At 70.1% G+C, this 22,468-nt stretch carries 20 protein-coding genes and 1 tRNA gene; 17 read left to right on the top strand and 4 right to left on the bottom strand.

Annotated elements, in window-relative coordinates; translation table 11 throughout:
• Positions 1–29: 29 nt before the first annotated feature.
• Both MRBLWH7_RS19975 and MRBLWH7_RS19980 read right to left on the bottom strand, forming a co-directional pair.
• Positions 30–962 (bottom strand): metallophosphoesterase, encoded by a 933-nt coding sequence (locus MRBLWH7_RS19975; RefSeq protein ID WP_341997687.1) that lies wholly within the window; start codon positions 960–962, stop codon positions 30–32.
• On the bottom strand, positions 962–3,781 hold the full coding sequence (locus MRBLWH7_RS19980) for a transglycosylase domain-containing protein (RefSeq protein WP_341997689.1): 2,820 nt from the start codon (positions 3,779–3,781) through the stop codon (positions 962–964). The genes MRBLWH7_RS19975 and MRBLWH7_RS19980 overlap by 1 nt, the downstream gene beginning before the upstream one ends.
• Before the next feature lie 109 nt (positions 3,782–3,890).
• Between MRBLWH7_RS19980 and MRBLWH7_RS19985 the strand changes: the two genes are divergently transcribed.
• Positions 3,891–4,106, top strand: a complete 216-nt coding sequence (locus MRBLWH7_RS19985; RefSeq protein ID WP_341997691.1) for a hypothetical protein — start codon at positions 3,891–3,893, stop codon at positions 4,104–4,106.
• 2 nt (positions 4,107–4,108) lie between these two features.
• A complete protein-coding gene (locus tag MRBLWH7_RS19990; RefSeq protein WP_341997692.1) occupies positions 4,109–4,576 on the top strand; it encodes a RidA family protein in 468 nt (155 codons plus the stop codon).
• 121 nt (positions 4,577–4,697) lie between these two features.
• On the opposite strand, the gene acs is transcribed toward MRBLWH7_RS19990, so the two are convergent.
• Entirely contained in the window at positions 4,698–6,689 is a 1,992-nt protein-coding gene (gene acs / locus MRBLWH7_RS19995; protein WP_341997694.1) for an acetate--CoA ligase, read from the bottom strand.
• 427 nt (positions 6,690–7,116) lie between these two features.
• Here acs and MRBLWH7_RS20000 point away from each other — a divergent pair, with 427 nt between their 5' ends.
• From MRBLWH7_RS20000 to MRBLWH7_RS20050, 11 genes are all read left to right on the top strand, one after another.
• Complete coding sequence (locus MRBLWH7_RS20000; protein ID WP_341997696.1) at positions 7,117–8,343, top strand: TadA family conjugal transfer-associated ATPase; 1,227 nt, start codon at positions 7,117–7,119, stop codon at positions 8,341–8,343.
• A gap of 128 nt (positions 8,344–8,471) precedes the next feature.
• A complete protein-coding gene (locus MRBLWH7_RS20005; RefSeq protein ID WP_341997698.1) occupies positions 8,472–9,392 on the top strand; it encodes a type II secretion system F family protein in 921 nt (306 codons plus the stop codon).
• A 93-nt stretch (positions 9,393–9,485) separates the two neighbouring features.
• Positions 9,486–9,728, top strand: a complete 243-nt coding sequence (locus MRBLWH7_RS20010) for a DUF4244 domain-containing protein (protein WP_341997700.1) — start codon at positions 9,486–9,488, stop codon at positions 9,726–9,728.
• Positions 9,728–10,060 (top strand): TadE family type IV pilus minor pilin, encoded by a 333-nt coding sequence (locus MRBLWH7_RS20015; RefSeq protein ID WP_341997702.1) that lies wholly within the window; start codon positions 9,728–9,730, stop codon positions 10,058–10,060. The genes MRBLWH7_RS20010 and MRBLWH7_RS20015 overlap by 1 nt, the downstream gene beginning before the upstream one ends.
• Entirely contained in the window at positions 10,050–10,424 is a 375-nt protein-coding gene (locus tag MRBLWH7_RS20020; RefSeq protein ID WP_341997704.1) for a helicase, read from the top strand. The genes MRBLWH7_RS20015 and MRBLWH7_RS20020 overlap by 11 nt, the downstream gene beginning before the upstream one ends.
• Positions 10,425–10,491: 67 nt before the next feature.
• Positions 10,492–13,209 (top strand): type I DNA topoisomerase, encoded by a 2,718-nt coding sequence (topA, locus tag MRBLWH7_RS20025; protein ID WP_341997706.1) that lies wholly within the window; start codon positions 10,492–10,494, stop codon positions 13,207–13,209.
• Positions 13,206–13,847, top strand: coding sequence for a dTMP kinase (gene tmk, locus MRBLWH7_RS20030; protein WP_341997708.1), 642 nt, complete (start codon positions 13,206–13,208; stop codon positions 13,845–13,847). Before topA ends, tmk begins: the two co-directional genes overlap by 4 nt.
• Positions 13,848–13,904: 57 nt before the next feature.
• Complete coding sequence (locus MRBLWH7_RS20035; protein ID WP_341997710.1) at positions 13,905–15,089, top strand: DNA polymerase III subunit delta'; 1,185 nt, start codon at positions 13,905–13,907, stop codon at positions 15,087–15,089.
• Positions 15,086–16,645, top strand: coding sequence for an alpha/beta hydrolase (locus tag MRBLWH7_RS20040; protein ID WP_341997712.1), 1,560 nt, complete (start codon positions 15,086–15,088; stop codon positions 16,643–16,645). Before MRBLWH7_RS20035 ends, MRBLWH7_RS20040 begins: the two co-directional genes overlap by 4 nt.
• A gap of 176 nt (positions 16,646–16,821) precedes the next feature.
• Positions 16,822–16,894, top strand: a tRNA-Thr gene (locus MRBLWH7_RS20045).
• Positions 16,895–16,952: 58 nt separating this feature from the next.
• Entirely contained in the window at positions 16,953–17,348 is a 396-nt protein-coding gene (locus MRBLWH7_RS20050; RefSeq protein WP_341997714.1) for a hypothetical protein, read from the top strand.
• Between the two features lie 32 nt (positions 17,349–17,380).
• Here the strand turns inward: MRBLWH7_RS20050 and MRBLWH7_RS20055 are convergent, their stop codons facing one another.
• Positions 17,381–18,337: an EamA family transporter gene (locus tag MRBLWH7_RS20055; RefSeq protein ID WP_341997716.1), complete on the bottom strand. Its 957-nt coding sequence runs from the start codon at positions 18,335–18,337 to the stop codon at positions 17,381–17,383.
• A 94-nt stretch (positions 18,338–18,431) separates the two neighbouring features.
• On the opposite strand from MRBLWH7_RS20055, the gene MRBLWH7_RS20060 reads away from it, so the two are divergent.
• From MRBLWH7_RS20060 to MRBLWH7_RS20075, 4 genes are all read left to right on the top strand, one after another.
• Positions 18,432–20,804 carry an MMPL family transporter gene (locus MRBLWH7_RS20060; RefSeq protein WP_341997718.1) on the top strand — a complete coding sequence of 791 codons (2,373 nt, stop codon included), beginning with the start codon at positions 18,432–18,434 and terminating at the stop codon, positions 20,802–20,804.
• Entirely contained in the window at positions 20,801–21,391 is a 591-nt protein-coding gene (locus MRBLWH7_RS20065) for an isochorismatase family protein (protein ID WP_341997720.1), read from the top strand. The genes MRBLWH7_RS20060 and MRBLWH7_RS20065 overlap by 4 nt, the downstream gene beginning before the upstream one ends.
• 284 nt (positions 21,392–21,675) lie before the next feature.
• A complete protein-coding gene (locus MRBLWH7_RS20070; RefSeq protein WP_341997722.1) occupies positions 21,676–22,125 on the top strand; it encodes a GNAT family N-acetyltransferase in 450 nt (149 codons plus the stop codon).
• On the top strand, positions 22,122–22,424 hold the full coding sequence (locus tag MRBLWH7_RS20075; protein WP_341997724.1) for a hypothetical protein: 303 nt from the start codon (positions 22,122–22,124) through the stop codon (positions 22,422–22,424). The genes MRBLWH7_RS20070 and MRBLWH7_RS20075 overlap by 4 nt, the downstream gene beginning before the upstream one ends.
• The last annotated feature ends 44 nt before the right edge of the window (positions 22,425–22,468 follow it).

Below are 22,468 nucleotides of genomic sequence, written 5' to 3' on the forward strand. Positions count from 1 at the left end.
TGGGGAGGAACCCGAGCGGGCCGCCGGCGCTATGCCCGCGGAATCAGCGTGAGGAGCGAGGCCTCGGGACGGCAGGCGAAGCGCACCGGCGCGTAGATCGAGTGGCCGATGCCCGCGCTGACGTTGAGCGGCACCGTGCGGCCGTCCTGCTTCCACGCACTGAGTCCGCGCGCCTGACGCAGCGGGATGTCGCAGTTGGCGACGAGCGCGCCGACACCCGGGATGCGGACCTGGCCGCCATGCGTGTGGCCGCCGAAGATCACGTCGGCATCGAGATCGACGAAGTCATCGAGCACACGACGGTACGGCGCGTGGGTCACGCCGATCGACAGGTCGGCGGACTCCTCGCCGCGAAGCGCCGCCAGCGGCTCGGGGAGCGCCTCGAGGCGGTCCCAGTGACGATGGGCGTCGCTCACGCCGAACGCGGCGATGCGCAGGCCCGCAGCATCCAACGATCCGACCTTGTTGTTGAGGTCGAGCCAGCCGAGTTCTCGAGTGAAGTAGTCGTCCAGCGCCTCGGTGTCGAGCGGTTCCGCGGTGTGCTTGACCTTCGACGGACCGGTGAAGTACCGGAACGGGTTTCGAGGCGACGGCGCAGCGTGGTCGTTGGAGCCGTGCACGAAGACGCCGGGGACGCCGCGCAGCGGATCGAACGCCCGCCGCAGTCCCCGAAGGCCGTCGAAGTGGCCCATGTTGTCGCCGGTGTTGACGATCAGGTCGGGCTGGAGCTCGGCGAGCGCGGCGATCCAGCCCTGCTTGCGGTGCTGCCAGGGCGCCATGTGCGCGTCGGAGAGGTGAAGGAGGCGGATGGGCCTTGCGCCGGCGGGGAGCACGGGAACCTCATGGAAGCGGACCGTGAAGAGATAGCGCTCGATACCGATGCCCCAGATCGCCGCACCCGCGCCGACCGCCCCCACCGTGCCGAGCACGGTGAGGGCGGTGCGAGTCGCTGCGGAGCGCACTAGTCGTCGCCGTCGCCGTTGCCGGGTCCCCGGCCGCCCCCGCCGCAGATCGCGGCGGCGTAGTCGACGGAGATCGACGTGTTGCGGTTAACAACGGACCCGGCGGCCGGGTTGGTAGCGACTGCCTTTGTCTGCGCGCCGAGACTTGCATCCACCGTGCAGTTGCCGTCGCCGACGTTGCCGAAGCCGGCGCTGCGCAGCGCCTTCTTCGCGTCCTCGAGGGTGCTGCCAGACACGTTCGGCACAGCCACGCCCTCGCCGTTGCTGGGGTTGATCGTGACGGTGCTGCCGCCCGCGACCTTGCCCGCTCCGGGGTTCTGAGCCGCTACGACGCCTGCGGGCTGGTTGGAGTCGACCGGACCGCCGACCTCGACGGTGAACCCTGCCTCGGTCAGGATCGTCGTAGCCTCGTCGACCGACTTGCCGACGACGTTCGGCAGATCGGTGAGCTGGACCTTCGTCAGCTCGTTGTCAGGGGCGGCGAATTTGTCACCGCCATAGATGTCGTTCGCCACGCCCTGGATGGCCCGCGTGATGGGGAAGCGGATCTGGTTCAGGCGGTTGCCGTTGTAGGACGTCTTCGTGATGTCACCGCCACCCTGCACGTTGCCGACCCACGTCGCCGTTGCCACCTTCGTGCTCGACTCGACCATCCACGTCGTGATCTCTTCGTGCGTACCCGTCTTGCCGATGAGGGGGGTGCCGTCGCCCGGGTTGCCGCCGGTGCCGGTGCCGCCCGAGTTCATGACGCCCTGCAGCGCGTACGCCGCAGTCGCCGCGACGTTGGGGGCGATGACCTGGGTGCACGTGCGCGCCGGTTTGGCCAGCTCGTTGCCGTCGGAATCCGTCACGCGGTCGATCGCTTGCGGCTGGCAGTAGATGCCGTTGTTCGCGACGGTCGCGTAGGCCTCGGCCATCGCCATGGGCGAGACGAAGTTCGTGCCGATGATGGAGTTCAGGTTGGTCATCTCGACCTCGTTCCCGTTCCCCTGGGTCACGCCCATTCGCGTGGCGACGTTCTTGATGTCGCACAGGTCGAGCTTCTCCGCCATGGCGAAGAACCCGGTGTTGAGGGAGTCCTTCGTGAAGCGCATGGGCGTGCCCATGTAGCCCCTGTTGTTGCCGAAGTTCTTGATGAGGGTGTTCGACCCGTTGACCCAGTCACCCGAGCACGAGTTCTTCATCCTCTTGAAGACGTGCAGCGTACCGTTCAGGGTCTCGTTGACCGAATGCCCCTTCTCGAGCCAGTCGATGAGCGTGAACAGCTTGAACGTCGAACCAGCAGGGAACCCGCCCGACGTGCCGAATTTCGCGTCACCGGCGAAGACCAGCGATGCGTAGTTCGGGTCGCTCGAAAGCGAGGCATCCTCGCTAAATTTCGTGTTCTGCGCGATCGCGAGGACGCGCCCCGTGGTCGCTTCGATGCTCACGGAGGTTGCCCCGAAGCGGCCGGGAGAAGGAGTGGTGCTGCCGATCGGCATGTCGATCGCCGTGGGGGCGTACTTCGTCATCGCGTCCTGCGCCGTCGTCTGCACGCGGGTGTCGAGCGTGGTGTAGACGTTCAGCCCGCCGCGCTGCAGCAGCGCCCGGCGCTCGTCCTGCGTCGCTCCGAACGCTTCGTCGTTCAGGATCACGTCCTTCACGTACTGACAGAAGTACGCGGCGCCGCCCGCCGCCTGGCAGCCGGTGGTCGGCTCGACGATGCTCGGCGTGATGGGCCAGACTGCGGCCTCGACATACTGCTCGCGCGTGATCTTGCCGTCGTCGAGCATCCGGCTCAGCACGTAGAGCTGGCGCACCTTCGTCGAGGTGTAGCCGTCGGCGGCAGCCAGCTTCTGCTCTTCGGTGATCTCCCCGCTCGCCACGAGCGCGTCGAGGGCACCGAGCTTGGCGCCTTCGTCGATGACGCCGTCCGGCGCCTTGTTGAAGGTCGCGCCGTCGGAGCCGAAGATCGAGCCGCCCGGCTTGTCGATGCGGTAGTTGTTCGGGTTCTGCACCATGCCGGCGAGCGTCGCCGCCTGCGCGACAGTGAGGCTCGCCGCGTTGCTGTTGAAGTAGTGGCGTGCCGCGGCCTCGATGCCGTAGGTGATGCCGCCGAAGTTGGCGATGTTCATGTACCCGAGCAGGATGTCGTTCTTCGAGTATTTCTGCTCGAGGGAGATGGCGTAGCGCATCTCCTGCAGCTTGCGGGTGTATCCCTCCGAGCCCTCGGCCGTCGTGGCGTCGACCCAGCACTGGCGCAGCGCCGCGTCGCGGCTCATCTTCTCGATCGGCAGGCCGGTGGCCTCGTCTTTGACGATCTCGCCGGCCTCGTCGGTCTCGTACACCGTCGTGGCGTTCTGCTCGCACTTCTGGATCAGCACGTTCTTCACGTACTGCTGGCTGATCGACGAGCCGCCCTGCGTCTCGCCGCCGCCCTGCGCGTTGGACAGAAGGGCGCGCGTCGTTCCGATGAGGTCGATGCCGCCGTGCTGGTAGTAACGCGGGTCCTCACTGGAGAGAAGCGCGTCGTACATGACCGGGTTGATCTGGTCGAAGTTGACCGGGGTCCGGTCCTGTTCGAGGAACTTGGTCAGCAGTGTCTGCTCACCCGTCTCGGGGTTCGTGGCGTAGAAGTTGCTCGGGAGCATGAGCTTGTCGATCTCGAGGACGCTCGGGAGATTGTCGAACATCGTGATCGCGCGCTCTGCCGCGGTGCTCGTGATCGCGACCGCGGGGGTGACGGTCGCCGCAATGAGGACACCGGCTGCGGCACTGAGGCCGACGAGCCCGGCGAGTCCGCCGAGCACACCGGTGGCCGTGCGTTTGGTATCAGGCATAGGGTTGATCGTAAGGGAGATACCTGGGCGATCCATCAAGGACGCTCGGTCAACCGGGGTGTTTCCCAGCCTTCACCAGCCGTCCTTTCCGCACACTCGAGGAGTCGCGATGACGACGTGGGAGTACCTCACCACGCCCCTTCTGATCCACAACACCGCAGCGATCCTCAACAACTGGGGCAAGCAGGGCTGGGAGCTCGTTCAGGTGGTGCAGGGCCCCGAGGGCGGACTGGTCGCCTACTTCAAGCGCCCGTCCGGCGGCGGTCAGCAGAACGTGGGACTGGATGCCGCGGCCCAGGCCGCGAAGCAGTTCGAGGAGGCCTGAGGATGAGCGTGAGCGCCCGTCTCGCCGAGCTCGGCATCGACCTTCCCGACGTCGTTCCTCCCGTAGCCGCGTACGTCCCCGCGAAGGCGCACGGCGACCTCGTCTACACAGCCGGCCAGCTGCCGATGGTCTCCGGCGCGCTGCCGGCGACGGGCAAGGTCGGCGAGGGCCACGGACTCGTTCCGGCGTCCGACGCGAAGGCGTACGCGCGCCAGAGCGCCCTCAACGCACTCGCGGCCGCAGCGGACGCGGTCGGCGGCGTGGACCGGCTCACCGGCGTCCTCAAGGTCACCGGGTTCGTGGCATCCGTTCCCGAATTCACCGGCCAGCCCGGCGTGATCAACGGCGCGAGCGAGCTGCTCGGCGAGCTCTTCGGCGACGCCGGCACGCATGCACGTTCGGCGGTCGGTGTGCCGGTGCTCCCGCTGGACGCCCCCGTAGAGGTCGAGGTCGTCTTCTCGTACGCCTGATCGTCCTCGCCGCTCGTTGAGCGAGCGAAACGAGTCGAAACGCCCCGGACATTGCGCAAGGTCCGGGGCGTTCCGACTTCGAGCGCCGGAGCGCCCTTCGCTCAACGAGCGGGGGCTTTCACTACTTGACCTGCGCGGAGATCACCGACATGACGGCGGTGTCGGCGAGGGTGGTCGTGTCGCCGACCTCGCGACCCTCGGCGACGTCGCGGAGCAGGCGACGCATGATCTTGCCGGACCGGGTCTTGGGCAGCTCGCCCACGATGTAGACGTCGCGGGGACGCGCGATCGGGCCGATCTGCTCGCCGACCCACAGCCGCAGGTTCTGCGCGAGGCCGTCGGGGGAGTGCGCGTCGAGGTAGGACTGCTTGATGATGACGAAGGCGACGACCGCCTGGCCGGTGGTCTCGTCCGAGGCGCCCACGACCGCCGCCTCGGCGACCGCCTCGTTGCCCACCAGCGCCGACTCGATCTCGGTGGTCGACAGGCGGTGGCCGGACACGTTCATGACGTCGTCGACGCGGCCGAGCAGCCACACATCCCCGTCATCGTCGAGGCGGGCCCCGTCGCCGGCGAAGTAGTAGCCCTGCTTCTGGAACTTCTCCCAATAGGTTTCGACGAAGCGCTCAGGGTCGCCCCAGATGCCGCGCAGCATGGACGGCCACGGCTCAGTGATGACGAGGAGTCCGCCGTTGCCGTTGCCGACGTGCGTGCCGTCCTCGTCGACGACGTCGATCGAGATGCCGGGCAGCGGCACCTGTGCCGAACCGGGCTTGGTCTCGGTGACACCGGGAAGGGCCGACACCATGATCGAGCCGGTCTCGGTCTGCCACCACGTGTCGACGATCGGCGCCGTCTTGCCGCCGATGATCTTGCGGTACCACATCCACGCCTCGGGGTTGATGGGTTCGCCCACCGAGCCGAGCAGGCGCAGCGACGACAGGTCGAACTGCTTCGGTATCGCCCGGCCCAGCTTCATGAACGAGCGGATTGCGGTCGGCGCGGTGTAGAGCACGGTCACCCCGTACTTCTGCACGATCTCCCACCAGCGGCCGGGGTGCGGGGCATCGGGCGTGCCCTCGTAGAGCACCTGCGTCGCGCCGTTCGCGAGCGGGCCGTACGTGACGTAGCTGTGCCCAGTGATCCAGCCGATGTCGGCGGTGCACCAGTACACGTCGGTCTCGGGGTGCAGGTCGTGCACGACCTTGTTCGTGAACGCCGACTGGGTCAGGTAGCCGCCCGACGTGTGCAGGATGCCCTTGGGCTTGCCGGTGGTGCCCGACGTATAGAGGATGAACAGCGGGTTCTCAGCGGGGAAGGGCTGCGCCTCGTGCTCGCCGGACGCGGCGGTGACCACGTCGTGCCACCACAGGTCGCGGCCCTCGGTCCAGTCGACGTCGTTCTCGCCGCGCTTGACGACGAGCACGTGCTCGACGGTCTCCTGCACGCCGGTGCCGCGGTCGCCGAGGGCGAGGTCGACGGCGGGCTTGAGCGGGGAGACCTTGCCCTTGCGGTACCCGCCGTCGGCGGTGATGACGAGCTTTGCGCCGGCGTCGTCGATGCGGGCCCGCAGGCTGTCGGCCGAGAAGCCGCCGAACACGACGGAGTGGATGGCGCCGATGCGCGCGACGGCGAGCATCGAGGCGACCGCCTCCGGGATCATCGGCAGGTAGATCGCGACGCGGTCGCCCTGGCCGATGCCGAGGCCCTCCAGCACGTTCGCGAGACGCTTGACCTCGTCGGTCAGCTCGGCGTAGGTGACGCGACGCTCGTCGCCTGGCTCGCCCTCCCACAGCAGCGCGACGCGGTCGCCGTTGCCTGCCTCGACGTGGCGGTCGAGGCAGTTGTACGCGACGTTGAGCTCGCCGTCGGCGAACCACTGCGCGAACGGCGGGTTCGACCAGTCGAGCACCTCGGTGAAGGGCTTGTGCCAGTGCAGATCGCGCGCCTTGTCGGCCCAGAAGCCGAGGCGGTCGGCCTTCGCCTCTTCATACAGCTCCGCCGTCGCGATCGCGTCGGCGGCGAAGTCGTCAGTGGGCGCGAAGCGCCGGTCCTCGTTGAGCAGGTGGTCGATCTGGCTGGTGGCTTGCGTGAGAGGGGTCTGTTCGCTCATGGGAGCGCGCTCCTTTGCGGGCTTGGTCGAGGCCGAGGGGTGTCGGCGAGTCTGCCAGGAAATGTACCCACCACCGCCCGAAGCGACTACCCCCGATAGTAGGGGGCGCCGCATACATCGACCCAGACCGATATATCGGTGAGAATCCTCTCCTTTTCGTTTTGTCGGGACCCATGCCTCGCCTATGCTGACCGGTGGCCGAACATCGATTCTGGCATTGCGGCACCCGACGTCACCCCCCGAATTCGGGGCCGCGCTTGGCGGCATCCCATTCCCCCCATGGGATGCCGCCTTTCCTTCTTGGGAGCGGTTCCGCGGCCCGTCCCGCGCCGGCGCCGGCTCCTCCCCAGCGGCGGTGACCGCCCTGCTCTCCACCGATGACCAGGATCACCGCCGGCAGGGGTGGAGGTCTCCCTACCGTCGGAGCATGTCCGCACCGTTCGTCGTCCGTCGCCGCTCCGCGGCCTCGCTCGCTCCCGGCGCGAAGGGACGGACGGATGCTTCGCCCCGGCCGGCGTCCGCTGCGCGGGCGTCCGCTCCGTCGGCTGTTGCACCGCCCGCCGCGGCGGGCGCGTGGGTGCCTCACCGGGGCGGTGCCGACGGGGCGACGCGGGTGGCGAAGTCGGCGTCGCTCCACAGGCTCGGTGAGGCGGCGACACCCCCGGCGAGCCCGGCCCGCACGACCGCAGCGGCCTTCGCGCACAGTTCGGCGCAGCGGCATCGCGTCCTCGATCCGTTCGCGGCATACCTCGACGACCCCGAGGTCACCGACCTGTTCGTCAACGGCGCGGCGGGTCTGTTCGTCGATCGCGGAGCCGGGGTCGTGCCGGCGCGGGAATGGCGGGCGACCGAAGATGAGGTGCGCGATCTCGCGGTGGCGCTCATCGGCCTCGGTGGGCGGCACATCGACGACGCCGCTCCGTGCGTGGACGTGCGCCTCGACGGCGGCATCCGCGTCCACGCCGTGCTGCCGCCCATCGCCCCGGAGGGCACGGTCCTGTCGATCCGCGTGCCGCGCCTCGGCGCTGCGACGCTCGATGACCTGCAGCGCACGGGCATGTTCGACGAGGACGTGCGCCGACGGCTGGCCGACGCGATCGCGGGACGCGCGAACCTCCTGGTGTCCGGCGCCGCCGGCGCGGGGAAGACCACACTGCTCGCGGCGCTGCTCGCGGAGGCACCCGCCCACGAGCGCATCGTCACGATCGAGGATGTCGCCGAGCTGCGCATCGCGCATCCGCACCACGTCCGCCTCGAGGCGCGTCAGCCCAACATCGAAGGATCCGGCGGCGTCGGGCTTGCGCGGCTGGTGCGTGAGGCGCTGCGTATGCGGCCCGACCGGCTCGTGGTGGGGGAGTGCCGTGGCGAAGAAGTCCGGGAGCTGCTGGCGGCACTGAATACCGGCCACGACGGCGGAGCCGGCACGGTGCACGCGAACGGACTCCACGACGTGCCCGCCCGGCTCGAGGCGCTCGGTGCACCCGCCGGACTCGACGATCGCGCACTCGCCCGCCAGGCCGCCACCGCGATCGGGCTCGTCGTTCACGTGGAGCGGAGCGCGGACGGCTCCCGCCGCATCGCCGGAGTCGGTCGCCCGTTCGTCGCTGAAGACGGGCGTCTGGCCATCGAGGAGGAGCGATGGGATTCTCGCTGACGCAGCGCGCGCCGCAGGCCCGGGCGCTGTCGCGACGCCCTCCCTCGTCGCGACTACCGGCAACGTCCCGGTTCGGAGCGTCGTCCCGCTTTCGGGCGTGGTCCCGACCCCCGGCGTCATCGGCCGACGTGGCGGAGACTGTCCTGCGGCTGGCGGTGCTGCTGCAGGCGGGGGTGGCGCCTGCCCGCGCGTGGGAGCATCTCGCTCTCGCCGGCGACCCGGCGGCTCAGCACGTCGCATCGGCGATCGGACGAGGTGTGCCGCTGCCTGAGGCGATCGCCACCGCGGGGTCCGGCGCGTGGCGCGAGGTCGGCGTCGCGTCTCAGGTCGCGGTGGTCGTGGGAGCGCCGCTCGCCGAGTGCCTGCGCGGACTGGCCGCGGCGCTGCGCGACGCGCAGGAGGCGGCCGACGACGTGCGGGTGGCCCTCGCCGAGCCCGCGGGAACGGCTCGGCTCATGAGCTGGCTCCCGCTCGTGGCGGTGGGGCTGGGCGCTGCACTCGGGTTCGACACGTTCGGCACCCTGTTCGCGAACCCGCTCGGGGTGGCCTGTCTCGCCGGAGGCGCCGTGCTGATCCTCGCCGCTCGCCGCTGGACGACGCGGCTCGTGCGCGCAGCCGTGACGTCCGGGGGCGCGCCAGGCCTCGACGCGGAGCTGATCGCGATCGCGCTGAGCGGCGGGGTCTCCATCGATCGGGCCCGGGCGGTCGTGCGGGAGGCGCGCCAACGAGGAAACCCCGGCGAGAGCTCCGTTCCGCAGGCCCGCTCCGCGCACGAAACAGCCCACCTGGAAGAGGAGTCCGGCAGATCGGACGATGTGGACGCCGTGCTGGCGCTGTCGCGGACGGCGGGCGTGCCCGCAGTCGAACTGCTGCGGGCTTCGAGCGCCCACGCCCGGCATCGCGCGCGCGTCGAAGCCCGCCTGCGTGCGGCGCGGCTCTCGTCTCGGCTGCTCATTCCGCTCGGCGTGTGCACGCTGCCGGCCTTCCTCCTTCTCGGAGTCGCGCCCATGCTGCTCAGCGTCATGTCGACGATGTCGGTCTCGCTGTGAGGGACCGGCTCGCGACCCCGGGACCACCCGCGACTGACCGTCGCCGCCCCTCAGACCGTGCCCGACCCACGAATCCATCGAACGGAGAACCCCATGTCCCTGTGCCGAGCCGACCGAGTCGTGCCCCCTCTCACGCGTCGCCGTGCCGAACGCCTCTTCACGCCGCGCGACGCCGACAGCGCGTGGGCCGACGACACCGGAGCCGCGACGGCCGAGTACGCCATCGCGACGATGGCAGCCGTCGCCTTCGCCGGGCTGCTGGTCGTCATCATGCGGTCCGACGAGGTGCGCACCATCCTCACCGATCTCGTACGACGCGCGCTCACGGTGGCGTGATGCGCCCGCGGCTGGGCGACGACCGCGGTGCGGTCGTCGCCGAGTTCGCGGTCGCCCTCCCCGCGGTCGTCCTCGTGCTGGTCCTCGGCGTGGGCGCGCTCGCCGCAGCGTCCCGGCAGGTGCGGCTGCAGGACGCGGTGGCGGATGCCGCACGCCTGAGTGCTCGCGGCGAATCCGACCAGCGCGTCCGCGATGCCGTGGCGACGACGGTGGGCGAGGCATCCGTCGAGATCACCCCTCGAGGCGATCTCGTGTGCGTGTCGGCAACCGCGTCGGCGCTGTTCGGGGTGCGGGTCACGGCCGCCGGGTGCGCATTGGCGGGTGGGCTGTGATCCTGCCGCGTGCCTTCGTCACCCCGCCGGCGAGCGGGCGCTGCTGATGGCGGGGACGATGGCGGCGGTCGGGATCATCTCCGCCGCAGCCCTGCTCGCGGTGGGGCTCGCCGGCGCCGGCGCTGCCGCTGCCGCGAGCCAGCGACTGGCCTCGGCGGCGGACGCCGGGGCGCTGGCCGCGGCGGACGCGGCGTCGGGGGCGATTCCCGGTGTCCCGTGCGATCGGGCGGCCGAGGTCGCGGGCACGTTCGGCGCTGTCGTCGAGGCGTGCGAGCTCGACGAGCTGATCGCGACGGTCACCGTCTCGATGCGCCTCGGACCGGTCGCCGCACGGGCATCGGCTCGTGCGGGGCCGCCGCCCTGATCCCGTCTCACAGCGCCCGCACCGGGAACTGGCGTGTATGGTTTGCGTCGAAGAAAGGACGCCCCCGTTGGCAGAAGGCAAGAAGCTCGTCATCGTCGAGTCACCGACGAAGATGAAGTCGATCCAGGGGTACCTCGGCGATGGCTACGAGGTGCTCAGCTCGGTCGGGCACATCCGCGACCTGGCGGACAAGCGCGACATCCCGGCCGACAAGAAGCAGGCCTATGGGAAGTACTCGATCGACATCGACAACGGCTTCGATCCCTATTACGTCGAGAGCGAGCGCGGAAAGAAGACGGTCGCCGAACTCAAGCGCGCGCTGAAGGGGGCGGACGAGCTCCTGCTCGCCACCGATGAAGACCGCGAGGGTGAAGCCATCGCGTGGCACCTTCTGCAGACGCTCAAGCCCAAGGTTCCCGTCAAGCGCATGGTGTTCCACGAGATCACCAAGGACGCGATCCAGGCCGCCGTCGGCAACACGCGCGAGCTCGACCTCGCGCTCGTCGACGCGCAGGAGACCCGCCGCATCCTCGACCGGCTCTACGGCTGGGACGTCAGCCCGGTGCTCTGGTACAAGGTGCAGCAGGGAACATCGGCCGGACGTGTGCAGTCGGCGGCGACGCGCCTCGTGGTCGACCGCGAGCGCGAGCGCATGGCGTTCGTGTCGGCCTCGTACTGGGACATCGAGGCGCTCGCCGCGCCGAACCGCCCACAGGGGATCGACGAGTCGTTCTCGACCCGCCTCGCCCGCGTCGACGGCGCGGTGCTCGCCCGCGGCACCGACTTCGACGACCGCGGTGAGCTGAAGAAGGCCGTGCTGGTCCTCGACGAGGCCCAGGTGCGCGAACTCGCCGCCGCCATCGAGGCCGCGGCCGAGGCATCCGTCACCGCCCTCGAGTCCAAGCCGGGAACCCGCAGCCCCAAGCCCCCGTTCACGACCTCGACCCTCCAGCAGGAGGCCGGTCGCAAGCTCTCGATGAGCGCCAAGCACGCCATGGGCGTCGCGCAGCGTCTCTATGAGAAGGGGTACATCACTTATATGCGCACCGACTCGACCGCGCTGTCGACGCAGGCCGTGCAGGCCGCGCGCGAGCAGGCCGTCGTGATGTACGGCGACAAGTCGGTGCCGCCGAACCCGCGGAGCTACCGCAACAACAGCAAGAACGCGCAGGAGGCGCACGAGGCCATCCGCCCGTCGGGGGAGACGTTCCGCACGCCGTCGGAGGTGTCGGGACAGCTCGACCGCGACGAGCTGCGCCTGTACGACCTCATCTGGAAGCGCACGATGGCCAGCCAGATGTCGGACGCGAAGTACGAGACCACGACCGTGACCCTCGAGGTCTCGGCGGCCGGCCGTCGCGCCGAGTTCACGGCATCCGGAACCGTCTACACCTTCAAGGGATTCCTCGAGGCCTATGAGGAGGGCCGCGACGAGAAGCGCGGCGACAGCGACAAGGCCGACGACCAGTCGCTCCCCGCGATGGCCGTCGGTGACGTGCTGCGCCTGCGCGACGTCGAGCCGAAGGGCCACGCGACGAGCCCCAAGCCGCGATACACCGAGGCGAGCCTCGTCAAGGCGCTCGAGGAGAAGGGCATCGGCCGCCCCTCGACGTTCGCGAGCATCATCGACGTCATCCTCAACCGCGGCTACGTCACCAAGCGAGGCCAGGCGCTCATCCCGAGCTGGCTCGCGTTCAGTGTGGTGCGTCTGCTGGAACAGCACTTCGCCGACCTCGTCGACTACGACTTCACGGCGGCGCTCGAGGACGACCTCGACGCGATCGCCCGCGGCGAGCAGAAGCGTCAGGACTGGCTGCAGGAGTTCTACTTCGGCTCGACCGACCACGTGGGCCTCCGCAACATCGTGGACAACCTCGGCGAGATCGACGCTCGCGCCCTCAACTCGACGCCCATCGGAGACGTCGCGACGTTGCGGTTCGGCAAATACGGCCCGTATCTCGAGGTGCCCGACAAGGAGAGGCCGGAGGCCGAGCCCCGGCGCGTCAACATCCCCGAGGACCTCGCCCCCGACGAGCTCACTCCGGCGCGAGCGCAGGAGCTCATCGACGCCCCGGTCGCGGGCGACCGCGTGCTGGGCGAGAACCCCGCCAACGGCAAGCTCGTCGTCGTGAAGGACGGCCGCTTCGGTCCCTACGTGCAGGAGGCCGACCCGCCCGCCGAGGAGAACGTGGACGAGGAGACCGGCGAGGTCGTCCCCGTCGAGCCGGAACCCGCGCCGAAGAAGCGCGGCGCGAAGAAGGAGGCCGCGCCGAAGCCGCGCACGGCGTCGCTCTTCAAGTCGATGTCGGTCGACACGATCGACCTCGACACCGCGCTGAAGCTGCTGGACCTGCCGCGCACGGTCGGCATCGACCCCGAGACGGAAGCCCCGATCACCGCCCAGAACGGCCGGTACGGCCCGTACCTGAAGAAGGGCACCGACTCCCGCACGCTGCAGAGCGAGCAGCAGATCTTCGACATCACCCTCGAGGAGGCGCTGGCGGTCTACGCGCAGCCGAAGTACGGCGCACGGGGCGCTTCATCTGCGCTCAAGGAGTTCGAAGCCGACCCCACGAGCGGCAAGCCGATCAAGCTGAAGGACGGCCGCTTCGGACCGTACGTCACCGACGGCGAGACCAACGCGACGATCCCGCGCGGCGAGGACGCGATGGAGGTCACGTTCGAGCGCGCGGTGCAGCTGCTCGCCGACAAGCGCGCGAAGGGCCCGGCCAAGCGCCCGGCGCGCCGCACGACGACGACGCGCAAGCCCGCGGCGAAGAAGTGACGGGCCCCGGCCACACCGCGAGAGGGCTGTTCGTCACGTTCGAGGGCGGCGACGGCGTCGGCAAGACGACGCAGGCTGCGCTCCTCGACGCTTGGCTGACGGATGCCGGACGCACCGTCGTGCGCACGCGCGAGCCCGGCGGCACCGAGGTCGGCGTGCTCATCCGTGACATCGTCCTCCATCATCGCGGCGAGGTCGCCCCGCGGGCCGAGGCTCTCCTGTACGCCGCCGACCGGGCGCACCACATCGAGACGCTCGTCCGCCCCGCCCTGGCCAGGGGCGATGTCGTGATCCAGGATCGCTACCTCGACTCCTCCGTCGCGTATCAGGGCGCCGGGCGCGTCCTCGGGCGCGACGAGGTGCGCGACCTCTCGCTGTGGGCGACGGGGGGACTCCTTCCCGATGTCACGGTGCTCCTCGACCTCGACCCCGCATCGGCCCGCGAGCGTCTCGACGCCGACGACAAGCCGTTCGACCGTCTCGAGGCCGAGAAGGAGCACTTCCACGCCCGGGTGCGGGAGGAGTTCCTGGCGCTCGCCGCCGCCGAGCCCGGGCGCTTCCTTGTGCTCGACGCCGCGTTGCCGCCCGCCGAGCTCGCCGCGGCCGTGCGCGCGCGTGTGGAGCCGCTGCTCGCATGAGGCGAACGCTCGGCGTATGCACAGCCGGTGTCCGGCGCCACGGTTAGGCTGGTCGGCATGGACCCGGTCGCCGCTGTCGCTGGGGCGTCTCCCGCGACGGACGACCAGGCATTCCCCTGGGGCGACGTGTGGGGGCAGCCCGAAGCCGTGGCCGCGCTCAAGGAAGCAGCATCCGATCCCGCGTCGATGACCCATGCGTGGCTCATCACCGGCCCTCCCGGCTCCGGTCGGTCCACGCTCGCCCACGCCTTCGCGGCAGCTCTCATCGCCGAGCCCGGTGACGAGCGCGCGATGCACCAGGTGCTCGCCGGCACCCACCCCGACCTGACGGCGCTGCGCACCGAGGGCGTCATCATCTCGATCAAGGACGCCCGCGCCCTCGTCGAGCGGTCGTATTTCGCGCCGTCGCTCGGGCGCTACCGCGTCATCGTCATGGAAGACGCCGACCGCATGGCCGAGCGCACGTCGAACGTGCTGCTGAAGGCGCTCGAAGAGCCGCCCGAGCGCACCGTCTGGGTGCTGTGCGCGCCGAGTGATGCCGACCTCCTGCCGACGATCCGCTCCCGCGTGCGCACGCTGCGCCTGCGCGAGCCTGACGTCGCGGACGTCGCCGAGCTCATCGTGCGGCGAAGCGGCGTCGATCCGGCGATCGCGGAGCAGTCCGCTCGCCACGCGCAGCGCCACATCGGCATGGCGCAGCGACTCGCGACGGATGCTGCGGCCCGCGCGCGTCGCGATGCCACGCTGCGCGGCGTGCTCGCGGTGCGCGGCGTGGGAGACGCGGTGGAGGTCGCCGGCGCGATCGTCGCCGCCGCCACCGACGACGCGAAGGCGCTCACCGCGGAGCGCGACGAAGCGGAGCGCGCCGGTCTCCTGCGCACGCTCGGCATCGCCGAGGGCGGCGCCATCCCGCCTGCTGTGCGCTCGCAGCTCTCGGCCCTCGAGGACGAGCAGAAGCGCCGTGCCACGCGCAGCCTGCGCGACGGCATCGACCGCGTCCTCACCGACCTCGAGTCGATGTTCCGCGACGTGCTGCTGCTGCAGTTCGGGCGCGACACCGACCTCATCAATCGCGAGCTCGAGCCCGAACTGCGTGCCCTCGCTGCCGCGTGGACGCCCGAGCGCACGCTGACGGTCGTCGACCGCATCGGCGTCACGCGCGAGAACCTCGAATTGAACGCCGCGCCCGCTCTGGCGCTCGAGAGCATGCTCGTCACCGTCGCGAGCGGAAGGATCCCGTGAAACCGACCCGCCCCCGCCGACGGAGTCGCGCGGCAGCCGTCGTCGCCGGCCTGGTCGCCGCATCCGTGGTCCTCAGCGGCTGCCTGTCGGCGATGATCCCCGACGCGTCGCCCCGGCCGTCCTCCAGCAAGGCCGCCGATACGGAGGGCGTCGCAGAGAACCTGCTGCCGTACTACGAGCAGACGCTCGACTGGTCGGGCTGCAACGAGACCTTCGACTGCACGACGGTGACGGCGCCGCTGGACTGGGCCGACCCGACGAAGGGCGACATCGAGCTGTCCGTCATCCGCAGCCGCGCCGAGGGCACCGACGATCCCATCGGATCTCTGCTGACCAACCCGGGCGGTCCGGGCGCGAGCGGTGTGGCGCTGATCCGCGACTCGGTCTCGTTCGCGGTGAGTGGGCCGGTGCGTCAGCAGTTCGACGTCATCGGCTTCGATCCGCGCGGTGTGGGTGAGTCGACGTCGGTGACCTGTTACGACGCGTCCGACATGGACGCCTACCTCTACGACATCCCCGCGAACGCTCGGGGAACGGATGCGTGGACCGACGAGCTCCTCGAACGACACCGGGACTTCGGCGAGGCCTGCGACGAGAACAGCGACGGCATCCTCCCGTTCGTCACGACGGAGAACGCCGCCCGCGACATGGACCTGCTGCGCGCGGTGCTCGGCGACACGGAGCTGAACTACCTCGGCTACTCATACGGCACGTTCCTCGGCGCGACCTACGCGAAACTGTTCCCCCAGAAGGTGGGACGACTCGTGCTCGACGGTGCGATCGACCCGTCCGTCTCCGGGCTGGATGTCGGGATCACCCAGGGCGTCGGATTCGAGTCGGCGCTGCGCGCGTACATGGCTGACTGCCTGACGGACGACGAGTGTCCCTTCCGCGGCACCGTCGACGAAGCGATGGCCGACCTGGGCGCGCTTCTGGCCGGCGTCGACCGCGACCCCATCCCGAACGCGGACGGCCGCACGCTGGGCGCGGACTCGCTGATGACCGCGATCGTCGCCGCCCTCTACTCGCAGGACAGCTGGAGCTACCTCACGACGGCGCTCACCGACATCTTGCAGGGCAACGCCGAGATCGCCTTCCAGCTCGCCGACTTCTACAACAACCGCCAGGACGGCACGTACCTCGACAATCAGACCGAGGCGTTCCGCGCCTACAACTGCATGGACTACCCCGTCGACGCCACCGAGCAGGAGCAGGCCGACGCGACGGCGCTCCTCGAGGCCGAGGCCCCGACCGTGGCGCCGTACTGGCAGGGCCCCGATCCCTGTGAGGTCTGGCCCTACCCGCCCACCGGTGTGCGCGAGCGCATCACCGCCGACGGCGCAGCGCCCATCGTCGTGGTGGGCACGACGAACGACCCGGCCACGCCGTACGAGTGGTCGGTGTCGCTGGCCGAGCAGCTTTCCTCCGGCGTGCTGGTGACGCGGGTCGGCGAGGGCCACACCGGTTACAACAAGGGCAACGCATGCGTCGACTCCGCCGTCGAGACGTACCTGCTCGACGGCACGCCTCCGCAGGACGACCTGCGCTGCGAGTGACCCGCGACACATGAGGAGTGCGGATGCCCCGGCACGGGGCATCCGCTCTCCTTCTTCGGGACACCGGGTCCGCCCGGAGTGGATCGAGTCCGCAACGGATGGCTCGACCGCCGTGGTTCGCGAGCACCGCCGTGACCCTGTAAGATCGTTGCTTGTGCGTCGCGCAAGCGAGGCCGGCCACCTTAGCTCAGTCGGCAGAGCGAATCACTCGTAATGATTAGGTCAAGGGTTCGATTCCCTTAGGTGGCTCAGAACCGGAACGGCCGCGGACAGCGGCCGTTTTCCGTATCCGAAGGACGGTGATGCGGTGTCTCAGGCGATCGACGCCCTCGCCGAGATCTTCTCGTGGATCGGATTCGGCGTGGGGGCCCTCCTCGCGGGCGTCGCGCTCATCATGTACCTCTTCGACGGCACCTGGCTGCCGGTGCGCGCGGTCGTCGAGAGCGGCCCGAACGGCCGGCTCGTCCGCTGGTTCGACGAGGACGGCGGCGTCGGCGAGGCGCACCTCACGCACGAACAGGACCACCACATCGGCGACGCGGACATGGCCGACATCTTCGTGCGCCGCGGATCGCGCAATCGGATGCGGCTGACCCAGGGGTCCCCGGCGGTGCGCGCCGTCGCCCGCCTGGCGATCGGGATGCTCGCGCTCGGCGTGGTGGCGCTCGTCACGTCACTCGTGATGCTGTTCGTGCGCGGCTGATCCGCAGACTCGCCGGCGGGGGCCCGTCGGCTCTATGCGACGGCCAGCATGCCGCCCGCCACCAGGGCGAGGCCGAGGCCCACCCACTGCACCGCCGCGACCCGCTCCCGCAGCACGATCGCCGCGAGCAGGATCGTGCCGGCTGGGTAGAGCGCGGTGAGCGCCGACACCACTGCCAGGTCGCCCGTCCGCAGCGCGAAGAGGGCGAGGGCGTTGGCGGCGGCATCCGCGATCCCGCACGCGACCGCCAGCCACCAGGCCTGACGAGTCGTCGCGATCACGCGTCCGACCCCCGTCGTGGCGTGTTCGAGGTCCGCGTGCCCACTGGGCGCCGCGCCGAGCGGGAGTCCCGCGACTTCGAGCACCGACCGCGCGCGATCGCCGCGCCGGAGGGCCGCGAAGGCCAGCACCCCCACGATGGTGGACGTCACGACACCGCTGGTCGCGCGGCTCGTCACCAGCGGCACGAGCCCGCTGTCGGCGGAGGTCTGATCGAGCACGATGAGGAACGCGCCGATCGCAAGCCCCGCTCCGACGGCCATCGCGAGGCCGCGGGCGCTCGGGCGGACGATCTTCTCGCCGGGGATGAAGCCCACGAGCACGACCGCGACGAGCGCCACGCCGAGTCCGGCGTAGCCGATCGGCGCCAGCGCATCGTCGTTCGCCAGCAGCCCCCAGAGCATCGGTGCGACGGCCGACACGACGGCGGTCAGCGGCGACAGGATGCTCATCGGGCCGATCGCGAGGCACGCGTACAGCAACGCGATCGCGACCACGCTGAAGAGGCCGCCGAGCACGCCCCATGCCATGTCGGGCGCCGACCACACGCCGGCGAACAGCGGCTGGGCGACGAGCAGGGCACCGAGTCCTGAGAGCGCGGCGACGGCCGTCACCACGATCGAGCGCAGGCGCCGGGCCGCGAGGCCGCCGAGGAAGTCCGCAGAGCCGTACACGATGGCGCCCACGAGGGCGATGGCGGCGGAGAGCATCGCGACCAGCATAGAAGCGCCGTGAGCGACCTCGACCGCGCCAGAAAGATGCCGACTGGTCGAGCCCCACCATATCGCTAGATAAGCTAGCAATATGACCTCGGCTCACCATGCGAACCGTCGCCTTTCGGGATGGCTCCGGATCGGCATCCCCGCCCTCCTCGTCCTCATCTGGCTCGCGGCCGGATCGATCGGCGGACCGTACTTCGGCAAGGTCGACGAAGTGTCGAGCAACGACCGCTCATCGTTCCTGCCGGAGAGCGCCGATGCGACGCAAGTGAACGAGAGGCTCGCGGGGTTCCTTGGCGGTGACAGCATCCCCGCGCTCGTCGTGGTCACCGGCGACGGCGAGCTCTCCGACGACGATCTCGCCGACGTGCAGAACCTTGCCGACGACATCGCCGACGTCGACGGCGTGCAGTCGGACGTGTCTCCGCCCATCCTGTCGGACGACGGCGAGGCCGTGCAGATCTTCGTGCCGATCGACGCGTCGGGCGAGGTGGGGCCGACCGTGGAGGAGATCCGCTCGCTCGTCGCCGAGGACCTCCCGTCCGATCTCGAAGGCTGGGTCACCGGCCCCGCCGGCTTCACCGCCGATCTCGTCGAGGGCTTCCTCGGGATCGACGGGCTCCTCCTCGGCGTCGCGCTGCTCGCCGTGTTCCTGATCCTCGTGATCGTCTACCGCTCACCGCTTCTGCCCGTCCTCGTGCTGCTGACGTCGATGTTCGCGCTGTGCGCCGCCCTGCTGACCGTGTGGTGGCTCGCGCATGCGGGGATCGTCGTTCTGAACGGCCAGGTGCAGGGCATCCTCTTCATCCTCGTGATCGGCGCGGCGACCGATTATGCCCTGTTGTACGTCGCCCGCTTCCGCGAATCCATCGCGACGGGGATGACCAAGTGGGATGCTGCGCTCTCGGCGTGGCGCGGAGCCTTCGAGCCGATCCTGGCCTCGGGCGGCACGGTGATCGCGGGCCTGATGTGCCTGCTGCTCTCCGACCTCGCGACAAACCGCGCCCTCGGACCGATCGCCTCCATCGGGATCGTGTTCTCGATGCTGTCGGCCCTGACCTTCCTGCCGGCGCTCCTCGCGCTGTGCGGACGTGCAGCGTTCTGGCCCTTCATCCCGAAGGCGCCGATCGCGATGATCCCCGACGACCTCACTCAGCCGGTCAAGGGCCTCTGGCCGCGGCAGGCCCGCTTCGTCGCCCGCCACGCGCGGATCGTGTGGATCGCCAGCACGATCGTGCTGCTCGCCGGTGCCGTGGGAATCACGCAGCTCAAGGCCGACGGCGTGCCCACGAGCGACCTCGTGCTCGGCTCCTCCGAAGCCCGAGACGGCCAGGAGGTGCTCGCCGAGCACTTCCCGGCCGGCTCCGGATCGCCGGTGTACGTGATCGTGCCCGAGGAGGACCTCGCCGACACGGTCGCCGTGCTCGACGAATCCGAAGGAATCGAATCGGTCTCGGTCGCCTCCGAGGACTCTCCCACGGGGCAGGCGCAGGTCGAGATCCAGAACGGGGAGCCGGTGTTCACCGCGGTCGGGCCGCCCGGCACTCCGGCGCCCGAGCCGACGGTCTCCGAGGGCGACGTGCTGGTGATCGGGACGCTGACGGATGCTGCCGACTCCGTCGCCGCGGAAGACACCGTGCGCGAGCTCCGTGCCGACCTCGATGAGACGCTCGGTGCCGGAACCGCGCTCGTCGGCGGCGAGACCGCGACCGACATCGACACCAATGACACGTCGACGCGCGACCGCACGGTGATCATCCCCGTGATCCTCGCGGTGATCCTCGTGATCCTGATGCTGCTGCTGCGCTCGCTTCTCGCCCCGGTGCTGCTCATCGGCACGGTGATCCTGTCGTTCGCGACGGCGCTCGGGGTGAGCGCGCTCCTCTTCAACGAGGTTCTGGGCTTCCCCGGCGCGGATCCCGCGGTGCCCCTCTACGGCTTCGTGTTCCTCGTGGCGCTCGGCGTCGACTACAACATCTTCCTGATGTCGCGCGTGCGCGAGGAGTCGCTCGTCCATGGGACGAGACCCGGCATCCTTCGCGGACTCGTCGCCACGGGAGGGGTCATCACGTCGGCCGGGCTCGTGCTCGCAGCGACCTTCGCGGCGCTCGGCGTCATCCCGATCCTGTTCCTCGCGCAGATCGCGTTCATCGTCGCCTTCGGCGTGCTGCTCGACACGTTCATCGTGCGGTCGCTCCTGGTGCCGGCGCTCTCGTACGACATCGGGACGGCGATCTGGTGGCCTTCGAAGCTCTCGCGGAAGGACATCCGCATCGCGTCGGCGGGCGGCGGCTCCGCTTCGTTCGAGGCACCGGGCAGGGATTCGTGGCACCCGGCCGGGCCAGGCGGAGCAGAGGCTCAGGACGCGCCGCTGCCGGCCGTGACCGACCCCGAGCTCGTCGCCGGCGACGGGCACCCTCTCACCCGCGAGGAGTACAGGCGTACGCTCGAACCATGAGCAAGGCGCTGTTCATCGTCGACGTCCAGAACGACTTCACCGAGGGCGGAGCGCTCGGCGTCGAGGGCGGCGACGCCGTCGCCCAGCGCATCTCCGAGTTCCTCGTGACCCATGCCGAGGAGTACGCCGTCATCGTGGCCTCCCGCGACTGGCACCACGGCGAGGGCGACAACGGCGGGCATTTCCACCCGGAGCCGGACTTCATCGACACCTGGCCGGTGCACTGCGTGAGCGGCACCGAGGGCGCGGAGTACGACCCCGGATTCGATACCTCGGCGGTGACCCATCACGTCAAGAAGGGGCAGGGGAAACCTGCCTACTCGCTGTTCGAGGGAACCACCGACGACGGCGTGACCGTGGCGCACCTGCTCGAGGAGCATGGCGTGGTGGATGTCGACATCGCAGGCATCGCGACCGACTACTGCGTCCGGGCGTCGGGCCTGGACGCGATCGAGCACGGCCGACATGTCCGCATCCTCACCGACCTGATCGCCGGCGTCGCGGCCGAGTCCAGCGACGCGGCCCTGGCCGAACTCGCGCACGCCGGTGCCGAGCTGCGGCCCTCGGGGCTCGCGAGCGGTGACTGAGCCCGGGGCGCTGACCGCCGAGGGTGTCCGCAGGGCGCTCGAGGGCGCGGCATCCGTCGACGAAGCGGCCGAGATCCGGCGCCGCATGACCGATGAGCGCACCGAGGTGATCGGCGTGCGCATGGGCACCGTGTTCGACATCGCGAAGCCGAACGCACGCATGCCGCTCAGCGAGGTCGACCGGTTGCTCGACTCGGACGCGCACGAGACGACCTCAGCGCACAGGCGCGACGCACCGCCCGCACCGCCCTCGTCCGACAGGGCGGACCCGCTACCCTCGGGTCGTGACCGAGATCCGACCCCTCGCCCCGGCCGACCGCGACGCCTGGCGTCCGCTGTGGCGCGGCTACATCGAGTTCTACGAGTCCGAGGTCTCGGACGAGCAGACCGAACTCACGTGGAACCGCCTCCTCGACCCGCAGTTCCCGATCCACGGGGCGGTCGCGGTCGACGACACCGGCCGCGCGGTCGGCTTCGTGCACTGGCTGACGCACGCCGCCACGTGGTCCGCGACGCCCTATGTCTACCTCGAGGACCTGTTCGTGGCCCCCGGCACCCGAGGCACCGGCGCGGGGCGCGCCCTCATCGCCCACGTGACCGACTGGGCGCGCGAGCACGACGCCGCGAAGGTGTACTGGCTCACGCAGGAGACGAATGCCACCGCGCGAGCGCTGTACGACCGGGTCGCGATCCACACCGGGTTCGTGCACTACGAGATCGGCCTCGGCTCGTGACCGCCGCGGTGCCCGCGCAGCGGAGCATCGGCGACCTGGTGGCCACGCTCCTGCTGATCGGGTTCTCGGTCGGCGCCGCGGTGGTGCTCTTCTTCGTCTCGCTGGTGTGGGCGATCGGCAACCACGACAACACCGTCGCGATCGTGCTGGGCGGTTACCTGCCGCTGGCCCTCGCCGTGATCGGCGCGGTCGCAGGAATCGTGGCGCTCTCCCGGAAGCACCGCGCGTTCTGGTACCCGCTCATCGCGCTCGTGCTCAGCGTCGCCGCCTGGGTCGTCGCCGCGTCGATCGCGCGCTGAGGGGGGTCGGCCCGGCGCTCGTCAAGCGAGTGCAGCAGTCGTTC

The sequence above is a fragment of the Microbacterium sp. LWH7-1.2 genome (assembly GCF_038397755.1).
Taxonomy (GTDB): Bacteria; Actinomycetota; Actinomycetes; order Actinomycetales; family Microbacteriaceae; genus Microbacterium.